The sequence below is a fragment of the Pseudomonas sp. 8209 genome, assembly GCF_028682105.1.
In the GTDB taxonomy this organism is placed as follows: domain Bacteria; phylum Pseudomonadota; class Gammaproteobacteria; order Pseudomonadales; family Pseudomonadaceae; genus Aquipseudomonas; species Aquipseudomonas palmensis.
In genome coordinates this window covers 182,025-208,234 of sequence record NZ_JANIAH010000011.1, presented here as the reverse complement: position 1 = coordinate 208,234, position 26,210 = coordinate 182,025, and the positions used below count along the sequence as shown (strand labels likewise).

Annotated in this window: 18 protein-coding genes; 16 read left to right on the top strand and 2 right to left on the bottom strand. The window is 63.9% G+C overall.

The window, feature by feature from the left end:
- Positions 1-15: 15 nt before the first annotated feature.
- Both NP552_RS22905 and NP552_RS22900 read right to left on the bottom strand, forming a co-directional pair.
- Positions 16-2,610: an autotransporter family protein gene (locus tag NP552_RS22905; protein ID WP_274097188.1), complete on the bottom strand. Its 2,595-nt coding sequence runs from the start codon at positions 2,608-2,610 to the stop codon at positions 16-18.
- Between the two features lie 139 nt (positions 2,611-2,749).
- Complete coding sequence (locus NP552_RS22900) at positions 2,750-2,908, bottom strand: hypothetical protein (RefSeq protein ID WP_274097186.1); 159 nt, start codon at positions 2,906-2,908, stop codon at positions 2,750-2,752.
- A gap of 59 nt (positions 2,909-2,967) precedes the next feature.
- On the opposite strand from NP552_RS22900, the gene flgB reads away from it, so the two are divergent.
- From flgB to NP552_RS22820, 16 genes are all read left to right on the top strand, one after another.
- Positions 2,968-3,375, top strand: a complete 408-nt coding sequence (gene flgB / locus NP552_RS22895) for a flagellar basal body rod protein FlgB (RefSeq protein WP_054915646.1) — start codon at positions 2,968-2,970, stop codon at positions 3,373-3,375.
- 3 nt (positions 3,376-3,378) lie between these two features.
- The gene (gene flgC / locus NP552_RS22890; protein WP_043861782.1) at positions 3,379-3,822 is read left to right on the top strand and encodes a flagellar basal body rod protein FlgC; all 444 of its coding nucleotides are present in this window, start codon (positions 3,379-3,381) and stop codon (positions 3,820-3,822) included.
- A gap of 15 nt (positions 3,823-3,837) precedes the next feature.
- Complete coding sequence (flgD, locus tag NP552_RS22885) at positions 3,838-4,542, top strand: flagellar hook assembly protein FlgD (RefSeq protein ID WP_104572203.1); 705 nt, start codon at positions 3,838-3,840, stop codon at positions 4,540-4,542.
- A 31-nt stretch (positions 4,543-4,573) separates the two neighbouring features.
- Positions 4,574-5,935 (top strand): flagellar hook protein FlgE, encoded by a 1,362-nt coding sequence (gene flgE / locus NP552_RS22880; protein WP_043861784.1) that lies wholly within the window; start codon positions 4,574-4,576, stop codon positions 5,933-5,935.
- Between the two features lie 72 nt (positions 5,936-6,007).
- On the top strand, positions 6,008-6,199 hold the full coding sequence (locus NP552_RS22875; RefSeq protein WP_043861785.1) for a hypothetical protein: 192 nt from the start codon (positions 6,008-6,010) through the stop codon (positions 6,197-6,199).
- A gap of 192 nt (positions 6,200-6,391) precedes the next feature.
- Positions 6,392-7,132 carry a flagellar basal body rod protein FlgF gene (locus tag NP552_RS22870; protein ID WP_043861786.1) on the top strand — a complete coding sequence of 247 codons (741 nt, stop codon included), beginning with the start codon at positions 6,392-6,394 and terminating at the stop codon, positions 7,130-7,132.
- Between the two features lie 45 nt (positions 7,133-7,177).
- The gene (flgG, locus tag NP552_RS22865; protein WP_043861787.1) at positions 7,178-7,963 is read left to right on the top strand and encodes a flagellar basal-body rod protein FlgG; all 786 of its coding nucleotides are present in this window, start codon (positions 7,178-7,180) and stop codon (positions 7,961-7,963) included.
- A 53-nt stretch (positions 7,964-8,016) separates the two neighbouring features.
- A complete protein-coding gene (gene flgH, locus NP552_RS22860) occupies positions 8,017-8,712 on the top strand; it encodes a flagellar basal body L-ring protein FlgH (protein ID WP_043861788.1) in 696 nt (231 codons plus the stop codon).
- Between the two features lie 12 nt (positions 8,713-8,724).
- The gene (locus NP552_RS22855; protein ID WP_054915656.1) at positions 8,725-9,834 is read left to right on the top strand and encodes a flagellar basal body P-ring protein FlgI; all 1,110 of its coding nucleotides are present in this window, start codon (positions 8,725-8,727) and stop codon (positions 9,832-9,834) included.
- A 10-nt stretch (positions 9,835-9,844) separates the two neighbouring features.
- The gene (gene flgJ, locus NP552_RS22850; protein ID WP_043861789.1) at positions 9,845-11,050 is read left to right on the top strand and encodes a flagellar assembly peptidoglycan hydrolase FlgJ; all 1,206 of its coding nucleotides are present in this window, start codon (positions 9,845-9,847) and stop codon (positions 11,048-11,050) included.
- Between the two features lie 10 nt (positions 11,051-11,060).
- Entirely contained in the window at positions 11,061-13,100 is a 2,040-nt protein-coding gene (flgK, locus tag NP552_RS22845) for a flagellar hook-associated protein FlgK (RefSeq protein WP_054915644.1), read from the top strand.
- A 13-nt stretch (positions 13,101-13,113) separates the two neighbouring features.
- Entirely contained in the window at positions 13,114-14,697 is a 1,584-nt protein-coding gene (locus NP552_RS22840) for a flagellar hook-associated protein 3 (protein ID WP_043861791.1), read from the top strand.
- Between the two features lie 70 nt (positions 14,698-14,767).
- The gene (locus NP552_RS22835) at positions 14,768-18,325 is read left to right on the top strand and encodes a glycosyltransferase (RefSeq protein WP_274097185.1); all 3,558 of its coding nucleotides are present in this window, start codon (positions 14,768-14,770) and stop codon (positions 18,323-18,325) included.
- A gap of 57 nt (positions 18,326-18,382) precedes the next feature.
- The gene (locus tag NP552_RS22830; protein ID WP_274097184.1) at positions 18,383-21,169 is read left to right on the top strand and encodes a glycosyltransferase; all 2,787 of its coding nucleotides are present in this window, start codon (positions 18,383-18,385) and stop codon (positions 21,167-21,169) included.
- A gap of 219 nt (positions 21,170-21,388) precedes the next feature.
- Complete coding sequence (rffA, locus tag NP552_RS22825; protein WP_058542058.1) at positions 21,389-22,552, top strand: dTDP-4-amino-4,6-dideoxygalactose transaminase; 1,164 nt, start codon at positions 21,389-21,391, stop codon at positions 22,550-22,552.
- Positions 22,553-22,589: 37 nt separating this feature from the next.
- Positions 22,590-26,165 (top strand): glycosyltransferase, encoded by a 3,576-nt coding sequence (locus NP552_RS22820; RefSeq protein ID WP_274097183.1) that lies wholly within the window; start codon positions 22,590-22,592, stop codon positions 26,163-26,165.
- The last annotated feature ends 45 nt before the right edge of the window (positions 26,166-26,210 follow it).

Below are 26,210 nucleotides of genomic sequence, written 5' to 3'. Positions count from 1 at the left end.
AGCTGCTGTCATCGATCAGAAGTCGTAACGCACCTTGGCCGAGAACACATCGGCGTCAAAGCCCGATTTGCCGATGTAGTCGTAGTTCACGCCCAGGGTCACCGCGCCCAGCTTGTAGTCGGCGCCTACGCCGGCTTCGTAGCTGTTGCGCACGGCCTTGGCGCCGCTGGTGACGAACGGGGTGCTACCCAGCAGGAAGGTCGAGGTGCTCTTGGCTTCGTCCGCCGCGAAGTCATGGTATGCCATCAGGCGAGCCTGTGGCTGCAGGGTGCCGGCGCCCAGCGGATACTCGCCGGCAACGCGCAGGCCTGCGCCCAGCTCGATGGCCTCGTAGCGCTGGTCTTCGACCTTCAGTGCAGCCGACGAACCCTTCTCGCGGTAACCGTCGATGTTCACCAGGCTGTAGCGTGCGGCAATGCGCGGCTCGACCAGCATCTGCGGGTTGATGTGATAGGTGTAGCCACCCACCACGTTCAGGCCCAGCAGGTCGCTGTCGTAATCGGCCTTGGCCGAGGTGCCGGCAATCTTGCGTTTGCTGTCGTTGTCGTTCAAGCCATAGCTCAGGCTGGCATCGACGAAGTAGTTGCCCTGCTCGAAGCCGCCGTACAGCGTGAAGGCGTGGCTGTCCACCTTGGTCTGGTTGCCGCTTTTGCCGTTGACGTCGGTGTTGATGAAGCTGTACGCCAGGCCCAGGGTCAGATTGTCGTTGAGCTTGCCGTCGGCACCCACCGCGATGCCGCGGCTGTAGGCGTTGTAGCCGGCCACGCCGTCGCGCAGGTCCTGGCTGGCATCGCTGTAGAGGGTCTGCACCCACACGCCGGTGTCCTTGAACGCTTCGCCCGAGGAGGCGCCACGCAGGCTGCTGGTACGGCTGCCGGTGACATTGCTCACCAGGTTCTGGCTGGTGGTGGCTGCCTGGGTGGCGCCGCCGTTGACTTCAGGTGTCAGTTGCTCGGCCAGCTTGGCCAGCTGGGCCTCGTCGGCATTGGCGAAGGCTTGCAGCAGCGGGTCGTTGGCGCTCAGTTTGCTCAGGATGCTGTCGCGGTTCAGGCTGCCCAGGGCCAGTTGGCTGTTGGCCGAGGCACCCTGGCCGACCAGGATGTCGGTGACTTCTTCGGCGCCCTTGCCGGTGACGGTAGCCACCAGCTTGTTGTCCTGCAGGCTGTAGCTGTCGATCTTGAGCAGGGCCGAGCTGCTCACCAGGTTCAGCTTGCCGTTGGCGTCGACATTGTCGGAAGCGTCCAGCAGATCGATGCGCCCGGCCTGGAACAGGTTGTACGTGCTGCCCTGGGCGCTGAAGTCGCTGCCCTGTGCGGCCAGGCGAATCTGTGCGCCCTTGCCGAACTCGGCAGTACCGCTGACGGCCACCACGGCGGTATCGGCACGGGTGGCGCTGCTCAGGTTCAAGTCCAGCGACGAGTTGCCGGCCACGTACAGGTTGCCGTCGATGGTGGTGTGCGGCTGCACGAAGTTCAGGTGCGCTGGCGCATTGCGGCTGACGCTGCCCACGTCCATCCAGCCGCCCTGGCGCAGACGGATGTTGGCACCGTCGCTGCTGCTGTCGGTGCCGCTGAAGTCCACCTTGCCGTACACCTCGACGGTGGTCAGGTCGATCAGGTTGCCGGTGATCTTGCTGCCGTCCAGCAAGGTCAGGTACACGCTGCGCTCGGTTTCGGAGGCATCGACCGCTTCGTCTTCGGAGATCAGCGTGCCGCTGTTGACGATTTCCAGCCCTGCATAGCTGTTGTACAGCCGGTTGTCATCGTAGGCATCGATGTCGAAGTTGCCGATCACGATGGCCGCATCGGTCGCCTTGATGGTGCCGGTGTTGACGATCTGGCGCTCGGCGGTGGTGAAGCTGGCGCCGTCCACACGGATGCCTTCGGCGTCATCGCCGGTGGCGATGATGGTGCCGTTGTTGACGATGCCGGCCAGGTCGACCATGTCCACATTCTGCCCGTTGAAGCTGGTAGTGGCGTCGATGGCGGTAGCGCCGTTACCGGTCACCTGGATCAGGCCGTTGTTGATCAGCTTGCCGACGATACGGCCGCCTTCCAGGTTGATGCCCTTGGCGCTGGTGCCCTTGGCGATGATGCGGCCAGTGGTGTCATTGAGCAGGTCGCCCTTGATCGTGCCGGTGAAGTCCAGTGCACGGGCCACGTCCATTTCGCTGCCGTCGAGCAGCGGTTCGCCGGTGGCGCTGAGCAGGCCCTGGTTGATGACGCTGCCATTGATGGTGGCCGGGTCGATCATCAGGGCATTGGAGCCGCCGCCCACGGCGCTGATGCTGCCCTTGTTGATCAGGTTGCCGTCGATCTGGTTGCTGGCCCAGCTGCTGCCGTCTTCCCAGGCGTCCAGGTCGATGCCGCCGGCAAAGTTGCCGCTGCTGTTGATCGTGGTGTTGAGAATCAGGTCGCCCTTGACGTGGTTGCCGTTGAATTCGATCGCGTCTTCGGCGGCACTGCCGGTGTAGGCGCCAGTGAATTCGAGGTTGCCTTCGTAGGTCTTGTGCTCGCTGATGAAGCCGGCATCGGTCAACTTGATGGTTTGGGCGCCGACAGGCAGGGCGGTGGCAGTGATTGCCAGGGCGAGCAGGGTCTTGCGAAACATCACAGGAGTCACGGTTTATTCCTTAAACACAGCGTATTGAATTCGGCGCTTGCCTGCGTGGCATGACGGCTGTGCGGTGATAGCCAGATGCCACGTAGCGGAGCGGGACGGATCTTAGATGAGAGATAGCGAATTGACATTAAAATTTGACGCCAAAAGGGCGCAGGGTGGGGTTGCCGCTGCCAGGCAATTGCCGCTTTGCCGGTGTCTGGCGGAAATCCGTTGCCGCTTTTCTGGCATTGCCATGGCTGGCAATGCCAGAAAAGCCCAGGCTTTGCTGGGTTTTGTGTTTTGGCACGGGACTTGCTCTATCACCGGCAACGAACCCTACGGTCAACCTTCAAAGGTTTCCCCGACATGAGCATCAGTTTCGACAAAGCGCTTGGCATTCACGAAAAGGCACTGGGCTTTCGCGCCCAGCGTGCCGAAGTGCTGGCCAACAACATCGCCAACGCCGACACCCCCAACTACAAGGCGCGCGACATGGACTTCTCGTCCGTGCTGGCGGCCGAGACCGACAAGGTCAAGAACGGCCATTTCTCCCTCGAGCGCACCAACACCCGGCACATCGAGGCCCAAGGCCTGGCGATGGGTGACGAAACCCTGCAGTACCGCACGCCCATGCAGCCCTCGATCGACCAGAACACCGTTGACGCGCAGCTCGAGCAATCCAGCTATGCCGAGAACGCCGTGGGTTTCCAGGCCAGCTTCACGCTGCTCAACAGTAAATTCAAAGGGCTGGTGTCAGCCCTGCGCGGAGAGTAAGTCATGTCCCTTGCCAGCGTTTTCAACATTGCCGGTAGCGGCATGAGCGCGCAGACCACGCGCCTGAACACCGTTGCCTCCAACATCGCCAACGCCGAGACCGTTTCCTCGAGCATCGACCAGACCTACCGTGCCCGCCACCCGGTGTTCGCCACCACGTTCCAGCAGGCCCAGAATGGCGTCAGCCAGTCGCTGTTCCAGGACCAGGGCGAAGCCGGGCAGGGTGTTCAGGTACTGGGTGTGGTCGAAGACCAGAGCAACCTCGAGGCGCGCTATCAGCCCAACCATCCGGCGGCGAACAAGGACGGCTACGTCTACTACCCGAACGTCAACGTGGTCGAGGAAATGGCTGACATGATCTCCGCCAGCCGCTCGTTCCAGACCAACGCCGAACTGATGAACACGGCCAAAACCATGATGCAGAAGGTCCTGACCCTGGGTCAGTGATAAGGGGCGTTTTTTATGGCTGATGTAAACCTGAACGACGTCATTTCCAATTCCGGCGTCAAGAACTCCAGCAATACGAACGCGGCAAGCGGCCTGGGCGGCAAGACTGCCAACGGCCAGACCCTGGGCAAGGACGCGTTCCTGCAGCTGCTGGTTACCCAGATGCAGCACCAGAACCCGCTCGACCCGCAGGACAACAGCGAGTTCGTGGCCCAGCTGGCGCAGTTCTCCAGCCTCGAAGGCATCACCTCGCTGAACGATTCGGTCAACGCCATCACGGGGGCCATGGGTTCCTCGCAGGCGCTGCAGGCCTCCGGGCTGGTCGGTCGCTCGGTGATCACCCAGGCCGACAAGGCCGTGGTCGACACCACCAAGAGCTTCACTGGCCAGGTGGTGGTCCCGCAGTCGATCACTTCGGGCACCGTCACTGTCACCGACAAGGATGGCAAGACCATCAAGACCATCGACCTGGGCGAGCAGAAGGCCGGCAATGCCGACTTCATCTGGGACGGTACCAACGAGAAGGGCGAAAAGGTCGACCCGGGTACCTACACCTTCACGGCCAAGACCACCGTCGATGGCAAGTCGGCCGAGATGTACACCCTGCTGCCGGCCACCGTCAGCAGCGTCACCATCAGTCAGACCGGCGGCGAGCTGATGCTCAACCTCGCTGGCCTGGGCAGCGTTGCGCTGTCCAAAGTCCAAACTATCGGTATATAGAGCCGGCTAACGCGGCACAAGGAGTGGAAAGATGTCTTTCAATATCGGCCTTAGCGGTCTCTATGCAGCCAACAAGCAACTGGCTGTCACCGGCAACAACATCGCCAACGTTTCGACCACCGGCTTCAAGGCCTCGCGCGCCGAGTTCGCCGATGTGTACTCGGCCAGCAAACTGGGCGTGGGCAGCAAGACCGTCGGCAACGGCGTGCGTCTGGCTGCAGTCTCCCAGCAGTTCGGTCAGGGTGACATCAACAACACCGGCAACGTGCTGGACATGGGTATCCAGGGCCAGGGCTACTTCGTCCTGAGCGACAACGGCTCGCTGAGCTACACCCGTTCCGGTGCGTTCCAGACCAACAAGGACAACTACGTGGTGACCTCGGACGGTATCCGTCTGCAAGGTTACGCGGCCGACGTCAACGGCAAGATCATCAAGGGCGTGCTGACCGACCTGAAGATCGACACCTCCGCGCTGGCGCCAAAGACCACCACGCTGATCGATCAGGGCATCAACCTGAACTCCTCGGCGCCGTCGATCCCGCTGCAGGTACTGGATGACAGCACGCCGCCGGTGCTGGTGGACAACAAGACGTTCGACCCTTCGGACGAGAGCACCTACACCAAATCGTTCCCGACCAAGATCTACGACAGTCAGGGCAACGAGCACACGATGGAGCAGTTCTATCGCAAGACCGGCGACAACCAGTGGACCACCTACACGCTGGTCGATGGTCGCAACCCGTTCGACCCTGCCAGCACCAAGCCACTGTCCGGCACCATCAGCTTCAATCCTGATGGCAGTGTCAAGGCCATGACTGCCGACAATACCGGTCACCCGGCGGGCTCCGAATTCACCGTGGTCAACAACAACTTCACCATGAAAGGCTGGGTGCCGGCGTCCTACGACAAGGCCACCGACAAGTGGGCATCCAACGGTTCGGCCGGCAATGCCGACGGCATCCGTATGAACATGACCAGCACCACGTCGTACAACACCGACACTGCCCGCATGTCCCAGGCGCAGGACGGCTATGCCACCGGCATCCTGTCCAGCCTGAGCATCGACTCCACCGGTGTGATGTTCGCCAGCTTCAGCAACCAGCAGTCCCGCGCCATCGGCCAGGTCGCGATTGCCAGCTTCGCCAACGAGCAGGGCCTGGAGCAGCTGGGTGGTACCCGCTGGAAAGAGACCTACGCCTCGGGCATCCCGGGCATCGACACGCCGAAGACCGGTACCCTGGGTTCGATCGAGTCCAACGCACTGGAAGCGTCCAACGTCAACCTGACCATGGAGCTGGTCGAGCTGATCAAGGCGCAGAGCAACTTCCAGGCGAACTCCAAGACCATCTCTACCGAAAGCACCATCATGCAGACCATCATCCAGATGACCTGATGATCGCCTGATGGAATGAGCATGGACGAACCCCTTTCTCGGAAGGGGTTCGTTGTTTCGGAGGCAGTAGAAATGAAGTGCGCACTCGCAATCGTGGGCTTCGCCTTGCTGGTGGTGGCTGTGCAGGTCGGCGCCGACATGGCCGCCTGGTATCGCTGGGAAAGCCAGGCCGATGGCCGGCTCGTCTGTTCGCAGGTTTCGCCGGGCGAGGGCTGGCGTCGGTTTGCCGGGCCTTTCAACAATGGCGCTTGCCGTGACAACTGAGGTTTGCCGCTAGCGGCAAGCTGGCGCCGTATTTTCGACGGTGCATCGCACGCGCAGGCGCTGGCCTGTGCTCCAGCCCCCGCATTGACGGGGCTTTACCCCTGTTTTGCAGAGTTGGTTTGAAACTTGCTTGAGTGACCGGCAAAGCAGCGGTGAACGGCAAGTGTTCGCCAGCGCAGCGGAGGATGATCTGTGGACAAGATGCTTTACGTGGCCATGACCGGTGCCAGCCAGAACGCACTGGCGCAACGGGCGCATGCCAACAACCTGGCGAACATTTCCACCAGCGGCTTTCAGCGCGACCTGGAGCAGGCGCGCTCGATGCCGGTGTTTGGTGACAGCTTTCCGGCGCGTGCCTATGCCATGACCGAACGTCCTGCCACCGATTTCAGCCCCGGTGCCATGCAGGAGACCGGCCGCGACCTGGACATCGCCATTGGTGGCGACGGCTTCATCGCCGTGCAGGCCCCGGATGGCAGCGAAGCCTACGTGCGTACCGCCAGCCTCAACATCGATGCCCTGGGCGTGCTGCGCGCGGGCAACGGCATGCCGGTGATGGGCAATGGTGGCCCGATTGCCGTGCCGCCCGAGCAGAAGGTCGAGATCGGCCAGGACGGCACCATCAGCATTCGCGCCATGGGTGAAGGCCCGCGGGTGATGGCCGAGGTCGATCGCATCAAGCTGGTCAACCCCGACGTCAAGACCCTCAACAAGGGCCTGGACGGCATGATCCACACCAAGAGCGGCCAGCCTGCCGATGCCGATGCCAACGTGCAGGTGGTGTCCGGTTTCCTGGAAGCCAGCAACGTCAACGCCGTCGAGGAAATGACCTCGGTGCTGGCGCTGTCCCGTCAATTCGAACTGCACGTCAAGATGATGACCACGGCCAAGGAAGGCGACGAAGCCATGGCTCGGGTTTTGCAAATCGGCTAATTACACAGACGTAGCGCCGTAAAACAGGCGCACGAGGAGAACAGCATGCTTCCGGCTCTTTGGGTCAGTAAAACCGGTTTGTCCGCCCAGGACACCAACCTGACCACCATTTCCAACAACCTGGCCAACGTCTCGACCACCGGCTTCAAGCGTGATCGTGCCGAGTTCCAGGACCTGCTCTACCAGATCAAGCGCCAGCCAGGTGCACAGTCGACCCAGGACAGCGAGCTGCCATCGGGTCTGCAGGTGGGTACTGGTGTGCGCATCGTCGGCACCCAGAAAAACTTCAGCACCGGCAGCCTGCAAACCACCGAGAACCCGCTGGACATGGCCATCAACGGTCGCGGCTTCTTCCAGGTACTGCAGCCAGACGGCACCGTTTCGTACAGCCGTGACGGTACCTTCCACCTGAACTCCGATGGCCAGGTGGTCACCGCCAACGGTTTCGCCCTCGAGCCTGCCGTGGTCGTGCCGCCAGACGCGCAGACCTTCACCGTGGGCCAGGACGGCACCGTATCGATCACCACCGCCGGCAACCCGGCCGCGCAGATCATCGGCAACATCCAGACCGCCGACTTCATCAACCCGGCCGGCCTGCAGGCCATGGGCAACAACCTGTTCCTGGAAACCGCCGCCAGCGGTGCGCCGCAGATCGGCACGCCGGGCCTGAACGGCTTCGGTACCACCCTGCAGCAGACCCTGGAAAACTCCAACGTCAGCACCGTGGAAGAGCTGGTCAACATGATCACCACCCAACGTGCCTACGAGATGAACTCCAAGGTGATTTCCACCGCCGACCAGATGCTCTCGTTCGTTACCCAGAACCTGTAAGTGAAGCCCCAGGGGCGCTGATGCGGCGCCTGTTACACCGTGAGGTCAGAGTCATGAGCCGTTTGTTGTCCGTATTCGCCCTGGGTGGGGTGGTGTTGCTGGCCGGTTGCGTCGCGCCGACGCCAAAGCCCAACGACCCGTACTACGCGCCTGTGTTGCCGCGTACACCCCTGCCTGCAGCGGCCAACAACGGCTCCATCTACCAGGCCGGTTTCGAGCAGAACCTGTACAGCGACCGCAAGGCGTTCCGGGTGGGCGACATCATCACCATCACGCTCAACGAGCGTACCCAGGCGAGCAAGAACGCCAACTCGCAGATCGCCAAGAACAGCAAGGCCGAGCTTGGCCTGACCTCGCTGTTCGGTGCCGGGGTCAACACCAACAATCCGTTTGGCGACGGTGACCTGAGCCTCAGCGCCGGCTACAGCGGCGACCGCGCCACCAAGGGCGACAGCAAGGCGGCCCAGGGCAATACCCTGACCGGTTCGATCACCGTCACCGTGGCCGACGTGCTGCCCAACGGCATCATCGCGGTACGCGGCGAGAAGTGGATGACCCTCAACACCGGCGACGAGCTGGTGCGTATTGCCGGCATGGTACGCGCCGACGACATCGCCACCGACAACACCGTGCCGTCGACCCGGGTCGCCGATGCGCGCATCACCTATTCGGGCACCGGCTCGTTTGCCGATGCCAGCCAGCCCGGTTGGCTGGACCGCTTCTTCATCAGCCCGCTTTGGCCTTTCTAGGTTCGGATGATCATGTTCAACATCAAGCAGCTGATTGCCGCGACTGTCCTGTTGTCCACCGCGTTCGGCGTACATGCCGAGCGCCTCAAGGACATCGCCAGCATTTCCGGCGTGCGTACCAACCAGTTGATCGGCTACGGCCTGGTGGTGGGGCTCAACGGCACGGGTGACCAGACTACCCAGACCCCGTTCACCCTGCAGACCTTCAACAACATGCTCTCGCAGTTCGGTATCAAGGTGCCGCCGGGCTCGGGCAACGTGCAACTGAAAAACGTCGCGGCAGTGTCGGTGCACGCCGACCTGCCGGCGTTCGCCAAGCCGGGCCAGGTGGTGGACATCACGGTGTCGTCCATCGGCAACTCCAAGAGCCTGCGCGGCGGCAGCCTGCTGATGACCCCGCTCAAGGGTATCGACGGCAACGTCTACGCCATTGCCCAGGGCAACCTGGTGGTGGGCGGCTTCGATGCCGAGGGCCGTGATGGTTCCAAGATCACCGTCAACGTGCCATCGGCCGGGCGTATTCCGGGCGGTGCATCGGTAGAGCGCTCGGTGCCGAGCGGCTTCAACCAGGGCAACAGCCTGACCCTGAACCTCAATCGCCCCGACTTCACCACCGCCAAGCGTATCGTCGACAAGGTCAACGAACTGCTCGGCCCTGGTGTGGCCCAGGCGCTGGATGGTGGCTCGGTGCGCGTCACCGCACCCCTGGACCCGAGCCAGCGCGTCGACTACCTGTCGATCCTGGAGAATCTCGAGATCGACCCCGGCCAGGCAGTGGCCAAGGTCATCATCAACTCGCGTACCGGTACCATCGTGATCGGCCAGAACGTCAAGGTATCGCCAGCGGCGGTCACCCACGGCAGCCTGACCGTGACCATCACCGAAGACCCGATCGTCAGCCAGCCCGGCCCGTTCTCCAATGGCGAGACGGCAGTGGTGCCGCGCTCGCGGGTCAACGCCGAGCAGGAAGCCAAGCCGATGTTCAAGTTCGGGCCGGGCACCACGCTCGACGAGATCGTGCGTGCGGTCAACCAGGTGGGCGCGGCCCCCGGTGACCTGATGGCGATTCTCGAAGCCCTCAAACAGGCCGGCGCGCTGCAAGCCGACCTGATCGTGATCTGAGGGGCTGGTCATGGATATGCCTAAAAGCGGCATCAGTGCCGCCGACAGTGGTGCCTACACCGACCTCAACCGCCTCAACTCGCTCAAGGTGGGTGATCGCGACAGCGACGCCAACCTGCGCAAGGTCGCCCAGGAATTCGAGTCGCTGTTCCTCAACGAGATGCTCAAGTCGATGCGCTCGGCCAGCGATGTGCTGGCCAAGGACAACCCGCTCAATACCGAAACCACCAAGCAGTACCAGCAGATGTACGACCAGCAGCTGGCGGTGAGCATGTCCCGCGAGGGCGGCGGCATCGGCCTGCAGGATGTGCTGATGCGCCAGCTGTCCAAGCAGAAGGCCACCAACGCTGCAGCGGCGGCCAGCAGCCCGTTCCCGCGGGTCGATCTGCAGCAGCGCAGCCTGTGGGCGACCAAGGTGGCCGAGCCACTGCGTGATGCAGCCAGCACCAGCCACCGCAACGACATGGCGGCGCTCAATTCGCGGCGCCTGGCGTTGCCCGGCAAGCTCACCGATCGCCTGCTGGCCGGTATCGTGCCGTCGGCAGATGGCACGCCAGCCACCACCAATACCGCCGCGTTGCCGCAGCGCACCACGGCCATGACCGATGCGCTGGTCAAGGGCGACTGGGCCCCGGCCCAGACTTTTGCCGCGCCGGGCTCGATGCGTATCTACGGACGTGCCGTGGCGCAGCCGCCACTGGCCCCGGCCAAGCGCGCGTTCGACTCCAGCGACGAGTTCGTCACCACCATGCTGCCGATGGCCGAGCAGGCCGCCAAGCGTATCGGCATCGACCCGCGGTACCTGGTGGCACAGGCCGCCCTGGAAACCGGCTGGGGCAAATCGGTGATGCGCCAGGCCGATGGCAGCAGCAGCCACAACCTGTTCGGCATCAAGGCCACCGGCAACTGGAAAGGCGATCAGGCACGTGCGATCACCAGCGAGTTCCGTGACGGGCAGTTCGTCAAGGAAACCGCTGCGTTCCGTTCCTATGACTCCTACCAGGACAGCTTCCACGACCTGGTGAGCCTGTTGCAAAACAATGCTCGCTATAAAGATGCGGTAAATGCGGCCGATAAGCCTGAACAGTTTGTGCGAGAGCTGCAGAAGGCCGGGTATGCAACCGATCCGGACTACGCCAGCAAGATCTCGCAGATCGCAAAACAGATGAAGTCGTACGAGAGCTACGCAGCTGTCGCTACTACAACGAAACTATAAGGTTTGAATTATGGCGAGTTTGATCAATATCGGCTTATCCGGTGCCAGCGCTGCCCAATCGGGCATGCACACCACGGGTAACAACATCGCTAACGTCGATACCGCTGGTTACTCGCGCCAGCAGAACATTCAAAACTCCAAGAGTTCGATCCGCGAAGGCCAGGTGTTCATCGGCACCGGCACCACGCTGGCCGATGTGCGCCGCGTGTACAACAACTTCCTGGAAAACCAGCTGCGTACCACCAACTCGCTGAGCAGCGAGGCCAACGCCTTTCTCGATCAGGTCAGCCCCACCGACAAGCTGCTGTCGGACAAGGACACCGGTATCACTGGCGCCCTGCAGAGCTTCTTCACCGCCCTGCAGAGCGCTGGCGCCAAGCCGACCGAAGACGCCTCGCGCCAGTTGCTGCTGACCAGCGCCCAGGCACTGAGCAAGCGCTTCAACACCATCGCCGCGCAGCTCAACCAGCAGAACACCAACATCAACGGCAACCTGTCGTCGATGGCCACCCAGGTCAACAACCTGACGGCCACCATTGCCAACTACAACGACCAGATCTCCCGCGTGTCGTCATTGCAGGGCAGCCCCAACGACCTGCTCGACAAGCGCAACGAAGCGGTGCGCCAGCTCAGCAACCTGGTGGGCGTGGATGTGGTCGAGCGCGAGGGCAACCTCGACGTGTACCTCAAGAACGGCCAGTCGCTGGTGCTCGGCAAGACCACCAACACCCTCGAGACGGTGAACAGCCCGACCGACCCGACCCGTTCCAACCTGGTGCTCAACCGCGGCACCACCAAGATCGATATCACCAACAGCGTCAGCGGTGGCGAGATCGGCGGCCTGATCACCTACCGCAATGACGTGCTGGAACCGGCGCTCAACGAACTCGGCCGTGTGGCCCTGGTGGTGGCCGACCGGATCAACAGCCAGCTGGCGCAAGGTATCGACAAGAACGGTGACTTCGGCGCAACCCTGTTCAACGATATCAACAACGCCACCATGATGGCTCAGCGCAGCATCGCCAAGGCGGGCAACAACGCCGCCACCGGCAGCCTTAACGTCAACATCAAGGACACCGGCAAGCTGACCACCAGCGACTACCAGGTGACCTTTACCGACGACAACAACTACACCGTCACCCGGCTCCCGGGTGGCACTGCAGTGGGCTCCTACAAGCTGGACGAGACCCCACCGCCGGTGATCGACGGCTTCACCCTGGAAATGAACGGTGGCCTGCCCAGCAAGGGCGACTCGTTCAAGATCACCCCGACCCGCGGCGCCGCGGGCAGCCTCGACACCGTGCTCACCGACCCCAAGCGCATCGCGCTGGCGGCGCCGCTGACCGGCACCAGCGGTGCAGGCAACCAGGGTACCGGCATCATCGGTCAGCCCAACCTGACTTCGATGATCGACATCTACGACTCGGCCCAGCGCATCGAGCTGCAGAACGGCCTGAAGTACTCGACGCCGGTCAAGCTGGTGTTCGGTGATGAAAGCACCAACCCGCAGACCTACAAGATCCACAACGCCCAGGGCGATGAAATCGGCAGCGGTACTATCATTCCGGGCCAGGAAAACAAGCTGCAGATCAACGTGCCGATGGTCGATGCCAGCGGCAACCCGGTGGGTACGCCACAAAAGAACATCACCTTTGAAATGACCGTGGCCGGTTCGCCCAAGCAGGGCGACAACTACACGGTGGGCATGACCGGTGCCGGCTCGGCCGACAACCGCAACGGCCAGGCGGTGATCGATCTGCAGACCAAGGCCACCGTCGACGTCGGCCCCAACGGCAAGGGCATCAGCCTGACCGATGCCTACGGCAAGCTGGTGGAGAACGTCGGCGGCAAGGCGGCCCAGGCCAAGCTCGATACCGAGGCCACCGGAGCCCTGCAGAAGTCTGCGGTAGCCGCCAGCGCTTCGGTGTCCGGCGTCGACCTGGACGAAGAAACCGGCAACCTGATCAAGTTCCAGCAGTACTACACGGCCTCCTCGCAGATCATCAAGATCGCGCAGGAAATTTTCTCCACGCTGATCAACAGCCTTTAAGGAGTCGTAGATCGTGCGCATTTCCACCGCCCAGTTCTACCAGACCAGCACCTCCAACTATCAGGCTAACTTCGCCAAGGCCGTGGAGTCCCAGCAGCAGGCCAGTGACCAGTTGCGCGTACGTACCGCCGCGGACGACCCGGTCGGTGCCGCGCGCCTGCTGCAACTGGAACAGCAGAACAACCTGATCACCCAGTACAGTGGCAACATCTCCAGTGCACGCTCCAGCCTGGGCACCTCCGAGGCCACCCTCAACAGCATCACCAATGTGCTGTCGCGGGTGAAGGAGCTGGCGATCGGCGCCGGCAGCGGCAACATGACCGACAACGATCGCAAGGCCAACGAGCAGGAGTTGTCGCAGCTCGAAGAGCAACTGTTCAGTCTGATGAACAGCCGCGACGAGAACGGCAAGTACATCTTCTCGGGTTCGCGTGGTGACACCCAGCCGTTCGAACGCAATGCCGATGGCACCTACTCGTACAAGGGCGACCAGAGCACCACCAACCTGCAGGTCGGTGACATGCTCAGCGTGGCCACCAACGAGACCGGCTACGACGTGTTCCAGAAGGCGCTAAACACCAGCCGCAGCCAGACCACCATGACCGCGCCTGCCAACCCGGCCGACGTGCGTGTCAACCTGTCCAATGGCCAGGTCTCCGGCAGCTCGACCTACAACGACCTGTTCCGCAGCGGCGAGCCGTACAAGATCGAGTTCGTCAGCGCCACCGAATTCAAGATCACCGACGTCAACAACGTCGACCGTACCCTGGAAGCCACCAATGGCGGGGTCTTCAACCCGAAGGGCGGCAACACCACCATCAATTTCCGCGGCGTCGACATCCGCATGGAAGTCGGCCTGCAGGGCGACGAATTGACCGACCCCACCGCCGCTGACGACGCGGTGCGCGGGCACGAGTTCACCCTCGCTTCCAAGCCCGACGAAATCACCGGCACCCGCAGCCCCGGCAACGTGTCGCCCGACGGCCAGCTCAGCGGCCTGTCGATCGCGGACAAGGCAAAATACGACGCTGCGTTCCCCGGTGGGGGTGCGATCGTCAAGTTCACCAGCGACACCACGTTCGATGTCTATGCGCAGCCGATGACCGCCGACAGCCGTCCTGTGGGCAGCGGTGATACCACCGTCAGCCCGACCCGTGTGGCCGGCGTCGACTTCACCTTCACTGGTACTCCGAAAGATGGCGACCAGTACTCGGTGCAGGTCAACAACCACCAGAACCAGAACGTCCTCGACACCATCCATCAGTTGCGTACCGCGCTGCTGACACCTGTCGACAACGATCCGACAGCCCGCCGCAACTTCCTCGCGTCGATGGACTCGGCTATCTCCAACCTGGCCAGCGCAGCGGACAAGATCGCCGAATCCATCAGCTCCATCGGTGGACGCGGTGCGGCACTGGATGTGCAGGCAGAAACCAACGAAGCCTTGCAGTCGGCCAACACCATCACGCAGAACTCGATCCGCAACGCCGACCCTGCCGAGACGATGATCCGTCTCACGCTTCAGCAGAACATGCTGCAAGCCTCGCAACTGGCCTTCAGCAAGCTGGCCGCGCTCGGGCTGTTCAACCGGCTCTGATTGACCCTTTTCTGCAGTACCCACCCGGGGGCGCTCAGTCGCCCCCGGGGTTTTCTCCAGGTCTATCTCAATGAACGAACTGCCGCTCGTCAGCATCGCCATCCCCGCGTTCAACCCCGAGTTCTTCAGTCGCGCCCTGCACAGTGCCATTACCCAGCGTTATGCCAACGTGGAAGTGGTCGTGTGCGACGACAGCCAGGGTGACGAGATCAAGGCGATTTTCGACCTGTGGGCAGGCCAGGCCACGTGCGCGCTGCGGTATGTGCGCAACCCGTCGACGCTGGGCTTTTCGCGCAATGTGCTGATGTGCCTGGAGCAGGCGCAGGGTGAATTCATCAAGTTTCTCTGCGATGACGACTGGCTGGTGAGTGACTGCATCGCTCAGTCGGTGCAGGTGATGCTCGACTGCCCGGATGTGAATGTGCTGGTTCACCATCGGCTGATCTGCGCGGCGGACGAGACGCTGCTGCCCATGCGCCCGGCCAACTGCATGATTTCCCCCAGCAGTGCGGTGATCAACGGCGGCGATTTGCTGGAAGCGCTGGAGAGCAGCCTGCCGAACCTGTTCGGTGGCATCAGCCATGCCCTGGTGCGCCGCGCCCAGGTTCAGGCATTGCTGCCGCAACTGGTGCAGGACGGCGAGGGCTTTCGTGCGCGTCTGGTCGAAGCGCTGTTCATCTGCCTGCTGCGCCGTGGCCACCTGGCCTACCTGAACACCATGCTCAGCCTGGAGCGCGTTCACCCTGGGCGCTTGAGCCATCACCCCAGCATGACCCTGGCTTTCGCTACCGAAAGCGAGTGGTTGCGCCAGATGCTCGCCTCGCGCACCAGTGAACCGGCGCCGGCCAGCGGTTGGGTGCGGCACATACCACTGGAGCTCTACACCGCCGGTGCTGACAAGGCCTGGGAAGAGTTCGAGCTGACGCGCCTGTATGCGCGCCAGGTCGCCAGCTTTCAGCAACAGGTCGGCACCAGCAGCCTGAGCTTCACCGAGCTGTACGGCGAGTGGCTGGGGTGTCGGGTATTGTCGGCGGCGCAGCTTGACCTGCTGCCCAAGCGCATTGCGCAATGGCCGCGTCGCCCGCGCATCGACGTGCTGGTGCTCGCTGCCCAAGACGATGGCGTGGCACTCAAGGCCACGCTGGACAGCCTCGAGCAACAGTCCTATGCCGCTGCGGCCATTTGCGTGCTGGGCCCGGCAGCGCTGCAACCGTTGAACCCCAAGCTCGTGCAGGTGCACGCCCAGGGCCACGCCATCGAGCAGCTCAATGACTGCGTGACCCGCGATGGGGCGGGTGACTGGGTATTCCTGCTGCGTGCAGGCGACTGCCTGCACCCGCATGCGTTGGTCATCATGGCCGAGCGCATGGCACTGCAACCCGACTGCGCGTGCCTGTACACCGATGAAGGCACCCACGACAACCTGCAGCCCAGCCAGCCGATCTTCAAGCCGGACTTCAACCTGGACCTGATGCGCAGTGTTCCCTACGTAGGCAGGCTGCTGGCCTTCGATACCGCCCGGGTGCGTGAGCAGGGCGGTTTCGACCCGCAGTTCGAGTCGCTGGCACCCCACGACATGCTCTGGAAACTGGTCGAGAGTCATGGGTTGGGCGCGGTGGGGCATGTCGCCGAGCTGCTGGTGCAATGTCGCTACGGCTATGAGGCCTGGCAGCGGGAAGCGGCCTGTGCCGTACAGGCACCCAGGGTGCTGCGTGCGCATCTGGCACGCCTGGGCGTCGAGGCCGAGGTGGTCAGCGCCGAAGGCTCGATGTTTGCCCATGTGCAGTATCGACATGCCGATACGCCGGCGGTGTCGATCATCGTTGCCGCAGGCGATGACGTAAAGGCACTGACGCGCTGCGTCGAATCGATTTTCGAGCACACCGCCTACCGCAACTACGAGATCCTGATTGCTGTCAGTGGTCGTGAGTCGATGCCGGTACAAGGCTGGCTGGCTGCAATGCAGGGGCTTGGCAGCGAGCAGTTGCGCATTGTGCCGGTAGCCTCGGCGAATGGCCCGGCGCTTTACAACCAGGCCAGCCTGCAGGCACGTGGCAGCTACCTGCTGTTGCTCGATTCGGACTGCGTGTTTTTCGACGCGCAATGGCTTGATGAACTGGTAGGTCAGGCCCAGCGCCCAGAGGTCGGCATCGTCGGGCCAAAATTGTGCAACCAGACTGGCAACGTGACCGGAGCAGGCCTGGTGCTGGGGCTGCACGGTGTTGCCAGCAGTCCGTTTTTCGGCCAGCCCGCAGACGCCAATGGCTACATGAATCGGTTGGCCTGCGTGCAGAACTACAGCGCCGTGAGTGACGTCTGCCTGATGGTACGTCGCGAGCTGTTCGACCAGCTTGGCGGTCTGGACGGCGAAACCTTCTCGACCGGCTTGAGTGATGCCGACCTTTGCCTGCGTATGCGCGACCATGGCTATCTGATCGTCTGGACTCCCTTTGCGGTGGTTGCCAAGGCCACCTCGCAGACGGTGGCCCTGGACGAGCAGCACAAGGACAGCTTCTACGAGCGCTGGCTGCCGCGCGTGGCCAATGACCCGGCGTACAACCACAACCTCAGCTTGCGCATGGCCAGTTTCAACCTGGAGCCGGGCCTGCGCGAGGGATGGGTGCCGTTCATCCAGCCGGTGCTGCCTTTTGTCATGGCTTTGCCAATCAACACCACTGCGGTCGGACACTATCGCGTCAGCCAGCCGTTCAAGGAGCTGGAACGGGCCGGCTGGATACAGGGACAGTTGAACTATGTGCTGCCGAGCATGGTGGAGCTTGAGCGTTGCAAGCCGGATGTGATCATCCTGCAGTGCCGCTATACCACCGGCTCGCTTGAGGAGATGGCGCGCATCCAGCGACTTTCTTCGGCTCGGCGCATCTACGAGATCGATGACTACATCATCGATGTGCCCGAGAAGAATGAACACCGGCGCAACATGCCTGGCAACATGCGCGAAATGGTCAGCCGCGGTATCGCCCTGTGTGATCGGGTGGTGGTCTCCACCGAGCCACTGGCCGACGCGCTGTCGAGCATGCACCGGGATATTCGCGTGGTCCCCAACATGCTCTCGCGCTCGTTGTGGGGCGGCCTGAAGGGGCGCCGCCAGACGTCGGCGCGTCCGCGTGTCGGCTGGGCGGGCGGCACCAGTCACCGCGGCGACCTCGAACTGCTGGCCGAGGTGGTCAAGACCTTGGCCAATGAGGTCGACTGGGTGTTCTTCGGCATGTGCCCGCAGCTGCTGCGTCCCTACATCAAGGAGTTTCATGCCGGCGTGCCGCTGCACCTGTACCCGCAGAAGCTGGCGGGCCTGAACCTCGATCTGGCGCTGGCGCCGCTCGAGCAGAACCTGTTCAACGACTGCAAGAGCAACCTGCGCCTGCTGGAATACGGTGCTTGCGGTTTCCCGGTGATCTGCACCGAGACCAAGGCCTACGGTGGTTACCTGCCCTGTACGCGGGTCGCCAGTAACACCACCGAGCAGTGGCTGGACGCGATCCGCATGCACCTGGCAGATCCGCAGGCCAGTTATCGCCAGGGCGATGCGCTACGCGAAGCGGTACTGCGTGACTACGTACTCAATACACACAATCTGCAGCAATGGGCCAACGGCTGGTTGGCCGATTGACCTCCACCGGCCGGCAAGTCGCCTGGCCGGGCATCCAACAACAGAGGTAGGTGCTTTATGACTGACAACGCAACCGGGTTGGGCAAAGACGTTACGGTCGTGCTGCTGGGGCATGAAGAGCAGGGCTATCGCGAGCGCGCACTGCATTACTACAAGACGCAGGGTCTCGCCTGCGCAGTGGTCGAGCACGCCTCGTCGAACCTGACTGGCGATGCCTGCACCCAGGGGCTGCAGGCGCTGCTTTCGCAGCTTGCAACGCCGTTCGTGAGCCTGGCGCTGGATACCGACTTTGTCCGTGTTCAGGCCCTGGAGGCTGCGGCAGAGCATCTTCATGCGCACCCGCAGTGCCAGTTGGCCCAGGGCTACGTGCTGGGCTACGCCCCCGGCAGCAAGCAGGTGGCCTACCACAAGATCGGCGATGCACTTGATGCCGCCGTTGGCGAAAACGCACGTGTTGCCATCGAGCAGTATGCCGCCAGCGGACAGTCGGCCTGGCGTGCGCTCGTGCGAGTACCGACGCTGCAGGCTGTGCTGTCGACCTTGCCCGCCGGGCTCGATTTCGATACCTGGCTGGTGGTGGTGTCGTACTCGATGCTCGGCCAGGGCGCGCTCAAGCGGCTGGACCAGACCGATGCGCTGGTGCAGTACGCCGACAGCCGGCTGAGCCAGGTCGAACGCGAAGAGCAGCGAGTGCGTGCGGTGCGCGTGCTGCGCCAGTGGGACGCCGACCACCTTCGGCTATGCGCCGACGATGAGGGCTTCACCGTCATCGACCGGTTCGTTGGCGCCACCCAGGGTGGTGTTGCTACCGATCTGCTGTTCACCTCCACCTGGAGCGGCATGAATGCAGCGCCCGAGCGCAGGTTCGAGCCGCGCCAGTTTGTCGAGCTGCCTTACTACAATGCGCCGTTGTTCGAGGTACTGACCGGTCTGGAGTTCCTGTTGCACGCCTGGCCTGTGGGACAGGCCCATCGGCAGGCGGTCGAGGGTACCTGGGTGAGCCAGTTCGAGCTGTTGCGCGAGCACCCCAACGACACCGTCGATACCCTGAGGGCACGCTACTGGCAAGCGTTGGACCTGGGGGTGTTCACCCCCGAGGTTTGCCGCCGTCTGCTTGCGACCCTGGTGGATGAGGACGTCCAGGCCGATGCTCGCGAGCTGCAGGCATGGCTGGAACGCCTGGATGGTCTGCCGGGCATCGACCCGGCCGCGTGGCTCAGGGCCACCGCCTCGGGCCTGGTGCAGGAGTCGATTGCCGCTGCCACGCCGGACGCCGCCACCCAGCAGCGCATCGTCGCCCACCTGAGCAAGCAGCGTGCTGCACAGATCGCCTTCGTGGTTGTCGACCTGGAAGACGACAACGGCGCACTGCAGAACACCTTCGACAGCCTGTTGGCCAGTGGCCTGCGCGACTTCAAGCTGGTCGTGCTCAAGGCCGGCAAGCCGCCGGTGGTGACCACGCCACGCGATACCCTGCATTTCATCCAGGTGACGCCGGGCAATTTCGTCTCCCACCTGAACCAGGTGGCGCGTCACGTACCAAGCGAATGGCTGTTGCTGCTGCAGGCCGGCGACCTGCTGACCGTGGGCGGCTTGCTGCGCCTGCAGGTGGAGCTGGCGTCAGCCCCGGGCTGCCTGGCCATCTGCGCCAACGAAGTGCAGCGCGACTCCGACGGGCGTCTGGTCAGCGTGGTGCGCCAGGGTGGCAACCTGGACCTGCTGCGCAGCCGTCCCGATCTGATGTCGCAGCACTGGCTGGTACGTCGCGAGGCAGTGGTCGAGCTGGGCGGCTACAGCGAAACCTACCCGCAGGCGGTGGAGTTCGACCTGCTGCTGCGTCTGGTCGAGCACAACGGCCTGAACTGCCTGGCACACATGGACGAATACCTGGTGATCGGTCGGGGCGGGCGTGAGGGCATGGCCCAGGACGCGCTGTCCACGCTCAACCGTCACCTGGCGGCGCTGGGCTACCGTGGCCAGGTCAATGACGCAGGCGAGGGGCAGTTGCAGATCGACTTCCGCCATCAGTCCACGCCGCTGGTGAGCATCCTGATCGCGGCCGACGATGACCTCGAGCAACTCAAGGCCTGCGTGGTCAGTGTGCTGCAGCGTACCCGCTACCCGCGCTATGAAGTGCTGGTGGCCTGCCGCGACACCCTGGCAGACCTCACGGTCGCTGCGCTGCAAGGGTTTGGCGGGCGGGTCAAGCTGCTGGCCGGCGAACACGTGCAGTCAGCCTCGCAGCTCATCAACCTGGCTGCCGTCAACGCCAGTGGCGAGTACCTGGTGCTGCTCTCCAGCCGTTGCCAGGTGGTGACGCCGGCCTGGATCGAAGCCCTGCTCAACCAGGCCCAGCGCCCTGAAGTGGGCGTGGTAGGTGCGCGTCTGGTGGACCGCGAAGCCGCCATCAGCCATGCCGGTTACGAACTGCTTGCCGGCGCCCAGGTGCAGTCGCCCTGGCTGGGGGTGTCGACGCGCGACAGCAAGGCGTCGCTGTGGTCGGGCGTGGTCCGCAGTTGTGCGGCGGTGTCGGCTGACTGCCTGATGGTACGCAAGGCACTGTTCGAGCAGTGCGATGGCCTGTCTGCCGAGGGCGGTGCCGACATCGAGCTGTGCCTGAAGGCAACCGATGCCGGCCTGCTGGTGATCTGGGCGCCACAGGCGCAGTTGCTCAGCGACCAGGTGCCGATGCCGGATGCCCAGGCCTGCCAGGCGCTGGAAGGCCGTTGGCCGGCTGCGTTCAGCAGCCGGGTGATCATCGACGGCCGGTTTGGTGTCGATGTGTCGCGCTCGGTCGCTGCCGGTGGTTCGCCGGTGCTGGAGTGGCTCGCCGACCTGGGCTGATGGCGCGGGTTTTGCAAAAGCCGGGTTTCGTGCCCGGCTTTTTTGTGCCCGACCCGCTCAGGCATGAGCGCCGCGTCAGGATCATGCCGGGGTACGGCAGTTTATTGACAGCCATCGCAGGGCGGGCGGGCTTTTCAAGCCGCAGGTGCGCCGTTGTGATCGCCTGAAAAACCTACACAGATCGTACCGGCCCCAGGGCCGTGCGATGGAGGCGTTACCGTGAGCAAACAGGTTATCCCTTTCAACAAGCCGTTCGTGGTTGGCAAAGAGCTGTTCTACATTGCCCAGGCGGTCATGAACGGCTCCATTGCGGGGGACGGCGAATTCACCACGCTGTGTCAGGGCTGGCTGGAAAACAACCTGGGCTGTGAAAAGGCGCTGCTGACCCATTCGTGCACCGCTGCGCTGGAAATGGCCGCGATCCTGGCCGACGTCGGGCCGGGCGACGAAGTCATCATGCCGTCCTTCACCTTTGTCTCCACGGCCAATGCCTTCGTTCTGCGCGGTGCGGTACCGGTGTTCGTGGACATTCGCGACGACACCCTGAACCTGGACGAGCGTCTGGTCGAGGCGGCCATCACCGACAAGACCAAGGCCGTGGTGGCGGTGCACTACGCCGGGCAGCCGTGCGACATGGATGTCTTGGCGCAGATCTGCGAAAAGCATGGCCTGTTCCTGATCGAGGATGCCGCCCAGGCGATCCTGGCCCGCGACCGCAAGCGCGCCCTGGGCACCATCGGGCACCTGGGCTGCCTGAGCTTTCACGAAACCAAGAACGTCATCAGCGGCGAGGGCGGTGCCCTGCTGATCAACGATCCGCGGCTGGTCGAGCGGGCCGAGATCATCTGGCAGAAGGGCACCAACCGCAAGGCCTTCAGCCGCGGCGAAGTGAGCAAGTACACCTGGGTGGATGTCGGCTCGTCGTTCCTGCCCAGCGAGCTGACGGCCGCATTTTTGTACGCGCAGCTCGAGCATGGCGAGCGCATCAACAAGCACCGTCGGACCCTGTACGAGAAGTATTTCAGCCTGCTGCGACCACTGGCCGCCGATGGTCTGTTTCAGCTGCCGCGTACCCTGGACGACAAGCCGGCCAACGCGCACATCTTCTACCTGCTGATGCGCAGTGTCGAAGAGCGCACGGCGTTGATCGCGTTTCTGCGTGAGCATGGGGTGAATGCGGTGTTCCACTATGTGCCATTGCATGACTCGCCAGCCGGCCTGCGTTATGCGCGCAGCAGCGGCCAGTTGCCGATCACCACGGATGTCTCGCAGCGCCTGTTGCGCCTGCCGTTGTTTTCCGACATGCGTAGCCGCCAGGTGGCGCATGTGTGTGCGTGCATCGCGCGCTTTTTCCAGGACAAGCCTTCGAGCGCCTCGCGCTGACAGCAGCACGCCCCTAATCAGAGATTGGAGTTTCACCATGTCGCATGCCTCGCAGGTCGACGCGCAGGTCCTTGAGCAGGCGTTGTTTCGACACACCCTGATGTTCGCCAAACCCGAACACCCTTACTACATCATGGCGCCCGACTACCGGGACACCTCCTCGGGCATCGTGTCGCTGCACTACCTGTGTCACGTGCTCAACCTGAACGGGCGCGAGGCGTACCTGTGCGGGCCCAAGGTGGTCAACCCCAACCTGAAGACGCCGCTGCTCGACGCCGCCACCGAGCAGCGGCATCAGCAACACGGCAAGGTGGCCATCGCCGTGTATCCGGAGGTTGTGGTCGGCAACCCGCTGGGGCGCAGGGTGGTCTCGCGCTTTTTGCTGAACTTCGAAGGGCTGATCAACGGCAAGTCGATGGAGGCCGCGCCCACCGACCTGCTGTTCTACTACGGCCCGGCGCTGGCCGAAAAACGCGGCCACGCCAACCCCGACCTGCTGGGCCTGCCGGTGCTCGACATCGACCTGTTCAAGGCGCCGCCGGCGGGCACGCCACGCAGGGGTTGCTACCTGTATCAGAACCGTCATCCCCTGGAGCAGATCGACTACTCGCTGTTGCCCGAGGGTATCCAGCTGCTGCGCATCGCCAATGCGCTGCCGCTTCATGAACTGGCCCAGGTGCTGCGCTCGGCCGAGGTGATGTACAGCTACGAATGGTCGATGACCTGCGTGATCGCCGTGCTGTGTGGCTGCCCGGTGATCTTCATGCCCGGTAGTGGTGTCGACCAGGCGTTTCTCGAAACCGGCTTCCTTGGCAGCGCCGGCTTTGCCCTGCTTGACCAGCCGGACGCGCTGGCCACCGCCAGGGCAGGGGTGGAGGGGGCATTGCAGCGCTACGTGCTGGCAACGCTGCCGTTCTGGCAGCAGCTGGATACGTTCATTGCCAAGACCCAGGCCGCGGCCGCGCTCGAAGCGGCGGACCTGAACCTGGGCGTGCTGCCCTGGTTGCGCGAGCGCCACCCTGATGCCCAGCAGCTGCGCCTGATCAACGAGCGCCTCGACAGCCAGCCGATGCCGGTCATCGGTGTGCTTGTGCTGGATGACGCTGATGATCGCCAGCGCCTGGCCGCCACCCTGGCCAGCCTGGGTACGCAGCGCTGCCTGTACCCGCACCTTGAGGTCAGCGTGCTTGGCAACCAGTCGTTGGCCGACCCGCAGGTACGGCATGTGCCCTGTGCCCGGGAGCGGCAAGCTGAAGCCATCAATACTGCGCTGCAGCACAGCCGGTGCGACTGGTTCCTGATCGTGGAGGCGGGCGTCGAATTCACGGCCTCGGGCCTGCTGATCGCGGCACTCGAGCTTGTCGGTGCCGAGGCCGGTTGCCTGGCGTACATGGCTGATGAAGCGATGCGCGCGACCAACGGCAGCACCGACATCGCACTGCGACCGGATTTCAACCTCGACCTGCTGCTGAGTTTCCCGGCGAGTCTGTCGCGGCACTGGTTGTACCAGCGCCAGGCCTTGTTGCAACGGGGCGGCTTCGCCCTCGACTGCGCTCGGGCCTTCGAGCTGGAGTACCAGCTGCGTCTGGTCGAACAGCAGGGCCTGGGCTGCGTGGGGCATGTCGCCGAGCCGTTGCTGATCGGCGAGGCCCTGCCGTTGCGTGATTGCGCCCACGAGCGCGCGGTGCTGGAACGCCACCTGCAGGCCCGCGGTTACACGCAGGGGCAGGTCGCGGTGCTGGCGTCGTCGCCGGGCCGTTATCGTCTCGATTACGGGCATGCCCAGGCCGCCTCGGTGAGTATCCTGATCGCCCTGGAAGGCAGCGTCGGCCACTTCCAGCGCTGCATCGAAACCTTGCTGGAGAACACGGCGCTGGCTGGCGGCTTCGAAGTGCTGTTGCTGGCGCCGTCTGCCCTGGACGAGGCTGCCCGTGAATGGCTGGCGATGGTCGAGCAGATCGGCGGTGAGCAGATTCAGGTCCTGCACTATGCTGCCGGCCAGTCGCGGGTTGCCATGTGCAATCACGCGGCGCAGCAGGCCCGTGGCGATTTCCTGCTGTGGCTGGATGCGCGTGCGGGGATCCTCGCGCGCGACTGGCTGCAGCAATTGCTCAATCACGCCCAGCGGCCCGAGGTGGGCGCGGTGGGGGCCAAGCTGATGGCGGCCGACGGCAAGGTCCGGCATGCCGGCCTGGTGCTGGGGCTCACCGGCCTGGTGGGCTCGGCATTCGACGGGGTCGATCATCAGCAGGCCGGTTACATGGGGCGGCTGCAGGTCGATCAGGACTGTTCGGCGCTCAGTGGCGAATGCCTGATGCTGCGCCGGGCGCTGTTCCTTGAGGCCGGCGGCTTTGCCGAAGATCCGCTGCTGGCCCGCTGGGTGGATGTCGACCTGTGCCTGAGGCTGCAGGAGGCCGGTTACCTGAACGTCTGGACGCCCCATGTGCAATTGCTGATGGACGCTTGCGAGCGCGACGCGGCGACCACGGAGCAGGAGGACGCTCTGCTGGCCCGTTGGCTGCCACGCCTGGCCCGCGATCCGGCATACAACGCCAACCTGTCGTTGCAGGTGCCGGGTGGCTTTGTCCGGGCGAGCAACTCGCTGGTGTGGAACCCGCTGAAAAGCTGGCACCCGCTGCCCATGTTGCTGGCTCACCCGGCCGACCTGCAGGGCGCCGGCCAGCAGCGCATCGTCGAGCCGTTCAAGGCGCTGCGCGAGGCGGGGTGGGTGGACGGGCTGGTCACGCCGCACCTGCTGTCTGCCGTGGAGCTGGAGCGCTACGCACCGGACACCGTGCTGCTGCAGCGCCCGCTCGATGACGCGCAACTGCTGGCCATGCGGCGCCTGCGGGCGTTCTCGCGGGCGTTCAAGGTGCTCGACGTGGACGGCTACCTGCCGCAGATGCGCTTGCAGGGCGCGCATGCCGGGTTTGGCGCCGACGAAATCAGCCAGCGCTTGCAGAGCGCGGTGATCCTCGCCGATCGCATCATCGTACCTGCGCCCGCGCTGGCCGAGGTGCTGGCAGGCCAGCACGACGATGTTCGTGTGCTGGAGGCCAGCTTGCCGGGCCGATGGTGGCGCAATCTCCAGGGCAAGCGTGGCATGGGCAGCAAGCCCCGTGTCGGCTGGGCCGGGGCGGTGGATGCCGACCTGCTGGTCGATGTGGTCAGGACGCTGGCCGCGGAGGTGGAGTGGGTGGCGCTGGGCGACTGCCCCGAGGCCCTGCGCCCCTACATGAAGGAGGTACACGCCGCCGTCGCCCCCGAACGGCAGGCCGCAGCGCTGGCCGCGCTCAACCTGGACCTGGCGCTGGCGCCCATGGCCCAGAGCCTGCTCAATGCCTGCTCGGGCAACCCGGGGTTGCTGGAGTACGCCGCCTGTGGCTACCCGATCATCTGCAGCAATGTGCCGGGCTTTGCCGGTGTCGATGTGCTGCCGCTGACCCGCGTGGCCAACACCACGGCCGACTGGCTGGCCGCGATCCGCCTGCACCTGGGCGACCCGCAGGCTTCCGCCAGCCTGGGCGAGGTGCTGCAGGCCAGCGTGCGGCGCGACTGGCTGCTCGAGGGCGAGCGCCTGGCGCTGTGGCGCGCGGCCTGGCTGGCGGGCTGAGCGGTTTTGCAGGGCGGTCGGGCCTTCCCGACCTGGCCGTCCTCA

Bases quoted from the DNA above. Each gene is read 5' to 3' on its own strand.
- flgE (WP_043861784.1), top strand. From the start codon at position 4,574: ATGTCTTTCAATATCGGCCTTAGCGGTCTCTATGCAGCCAACAAGCAA.
- flgH (WP_043861788.1), top strand. From the start codon at position 8,017: ATGAGCCGTTTGTTGTCCGTATTCGCCCTGGGTGGGGTGGTGTTGCTG.
- flgC (WP_043861782.1), top strand. From the start codon at position 3,379: ATGTCCCTTGCCAGCGTTTTCAACATTGCCGGTAGCGGCATGAGCGCG.
- NP552_RS22820 (WP_274097183.1), top strand. From the start codon at position 22,590: ATGTCGCATGCCTCGCAGGTCGACGCGCAGGTCCTTGAGCAGGCGTTG.
- NP552_RS22855 (WP_054915656.1), top strand. From the start codon at position 8,725: ATGTTCAACATCAAGCAGCTGATTGCCGCGACTGTCCTGTTGTCCACC.
- NP552_RS22835 (WP_274097185.1), top strand. From the start codon at position 14,768: ATGAACGAACTGCCGCTCGTCAGCATCGCCATCCCCGCGTTCAACCCC.
- NP552_RS22905 (WP_274097188.1), bottom strand. From the start codon at position 2,610: ATGTTTCGCAAGACCCTGCTCGCCCTGGCAATCACTGCCACCGCCCTG.
- flgB (WP_054915646.1), top strand. From the start codon at position 2,968: ATGAGCATCAGTTTCGACAAAGCGCTTGGCATTCACGAAAAGGCACTG.
- NP552_RS22830 (WP_274097184.1), top strand. From the start codon at position 18,383: ATGACTGACAACGCAACCGGGTTGGGCAAAGACGTTACGGTCGTGCTG.
- flgD (WP_104572203.1), top strand. From the start codon at position 3,838: ATGGCTGATGTAAACCTGAACGACGTCATTTCCAATTCCGGCGTCAAG.
- flgG (WP_043861787.1), top strand. From the start codon at position 7,178: ATGCTTCCGGCTCTTTGGGTCAGTAAAACCGGTTTGTCCGCCCAGGAC.
- flgJ (WP_043861789.1), top strand. From the start codon at position 9,845: ATGGATATGCCTAAAAGCGGCATCAGTGCCGCCGACAGTGGTGCCTAC.
- NP552_RS22875 (WP_043861785.1), top strand. From the start codon at position 6,008: ATGAAGTGCGCACTCGCAATCGTGGGCTTCGCCTTGCTGGTGGTGGCT.
- flgK (WP_054915644.1), top strand. From the start codon at position 11,061: ATGGCGAGTTTGATCAATATCGGCTTATCCGGTGCCAGCGCTGCCCAA.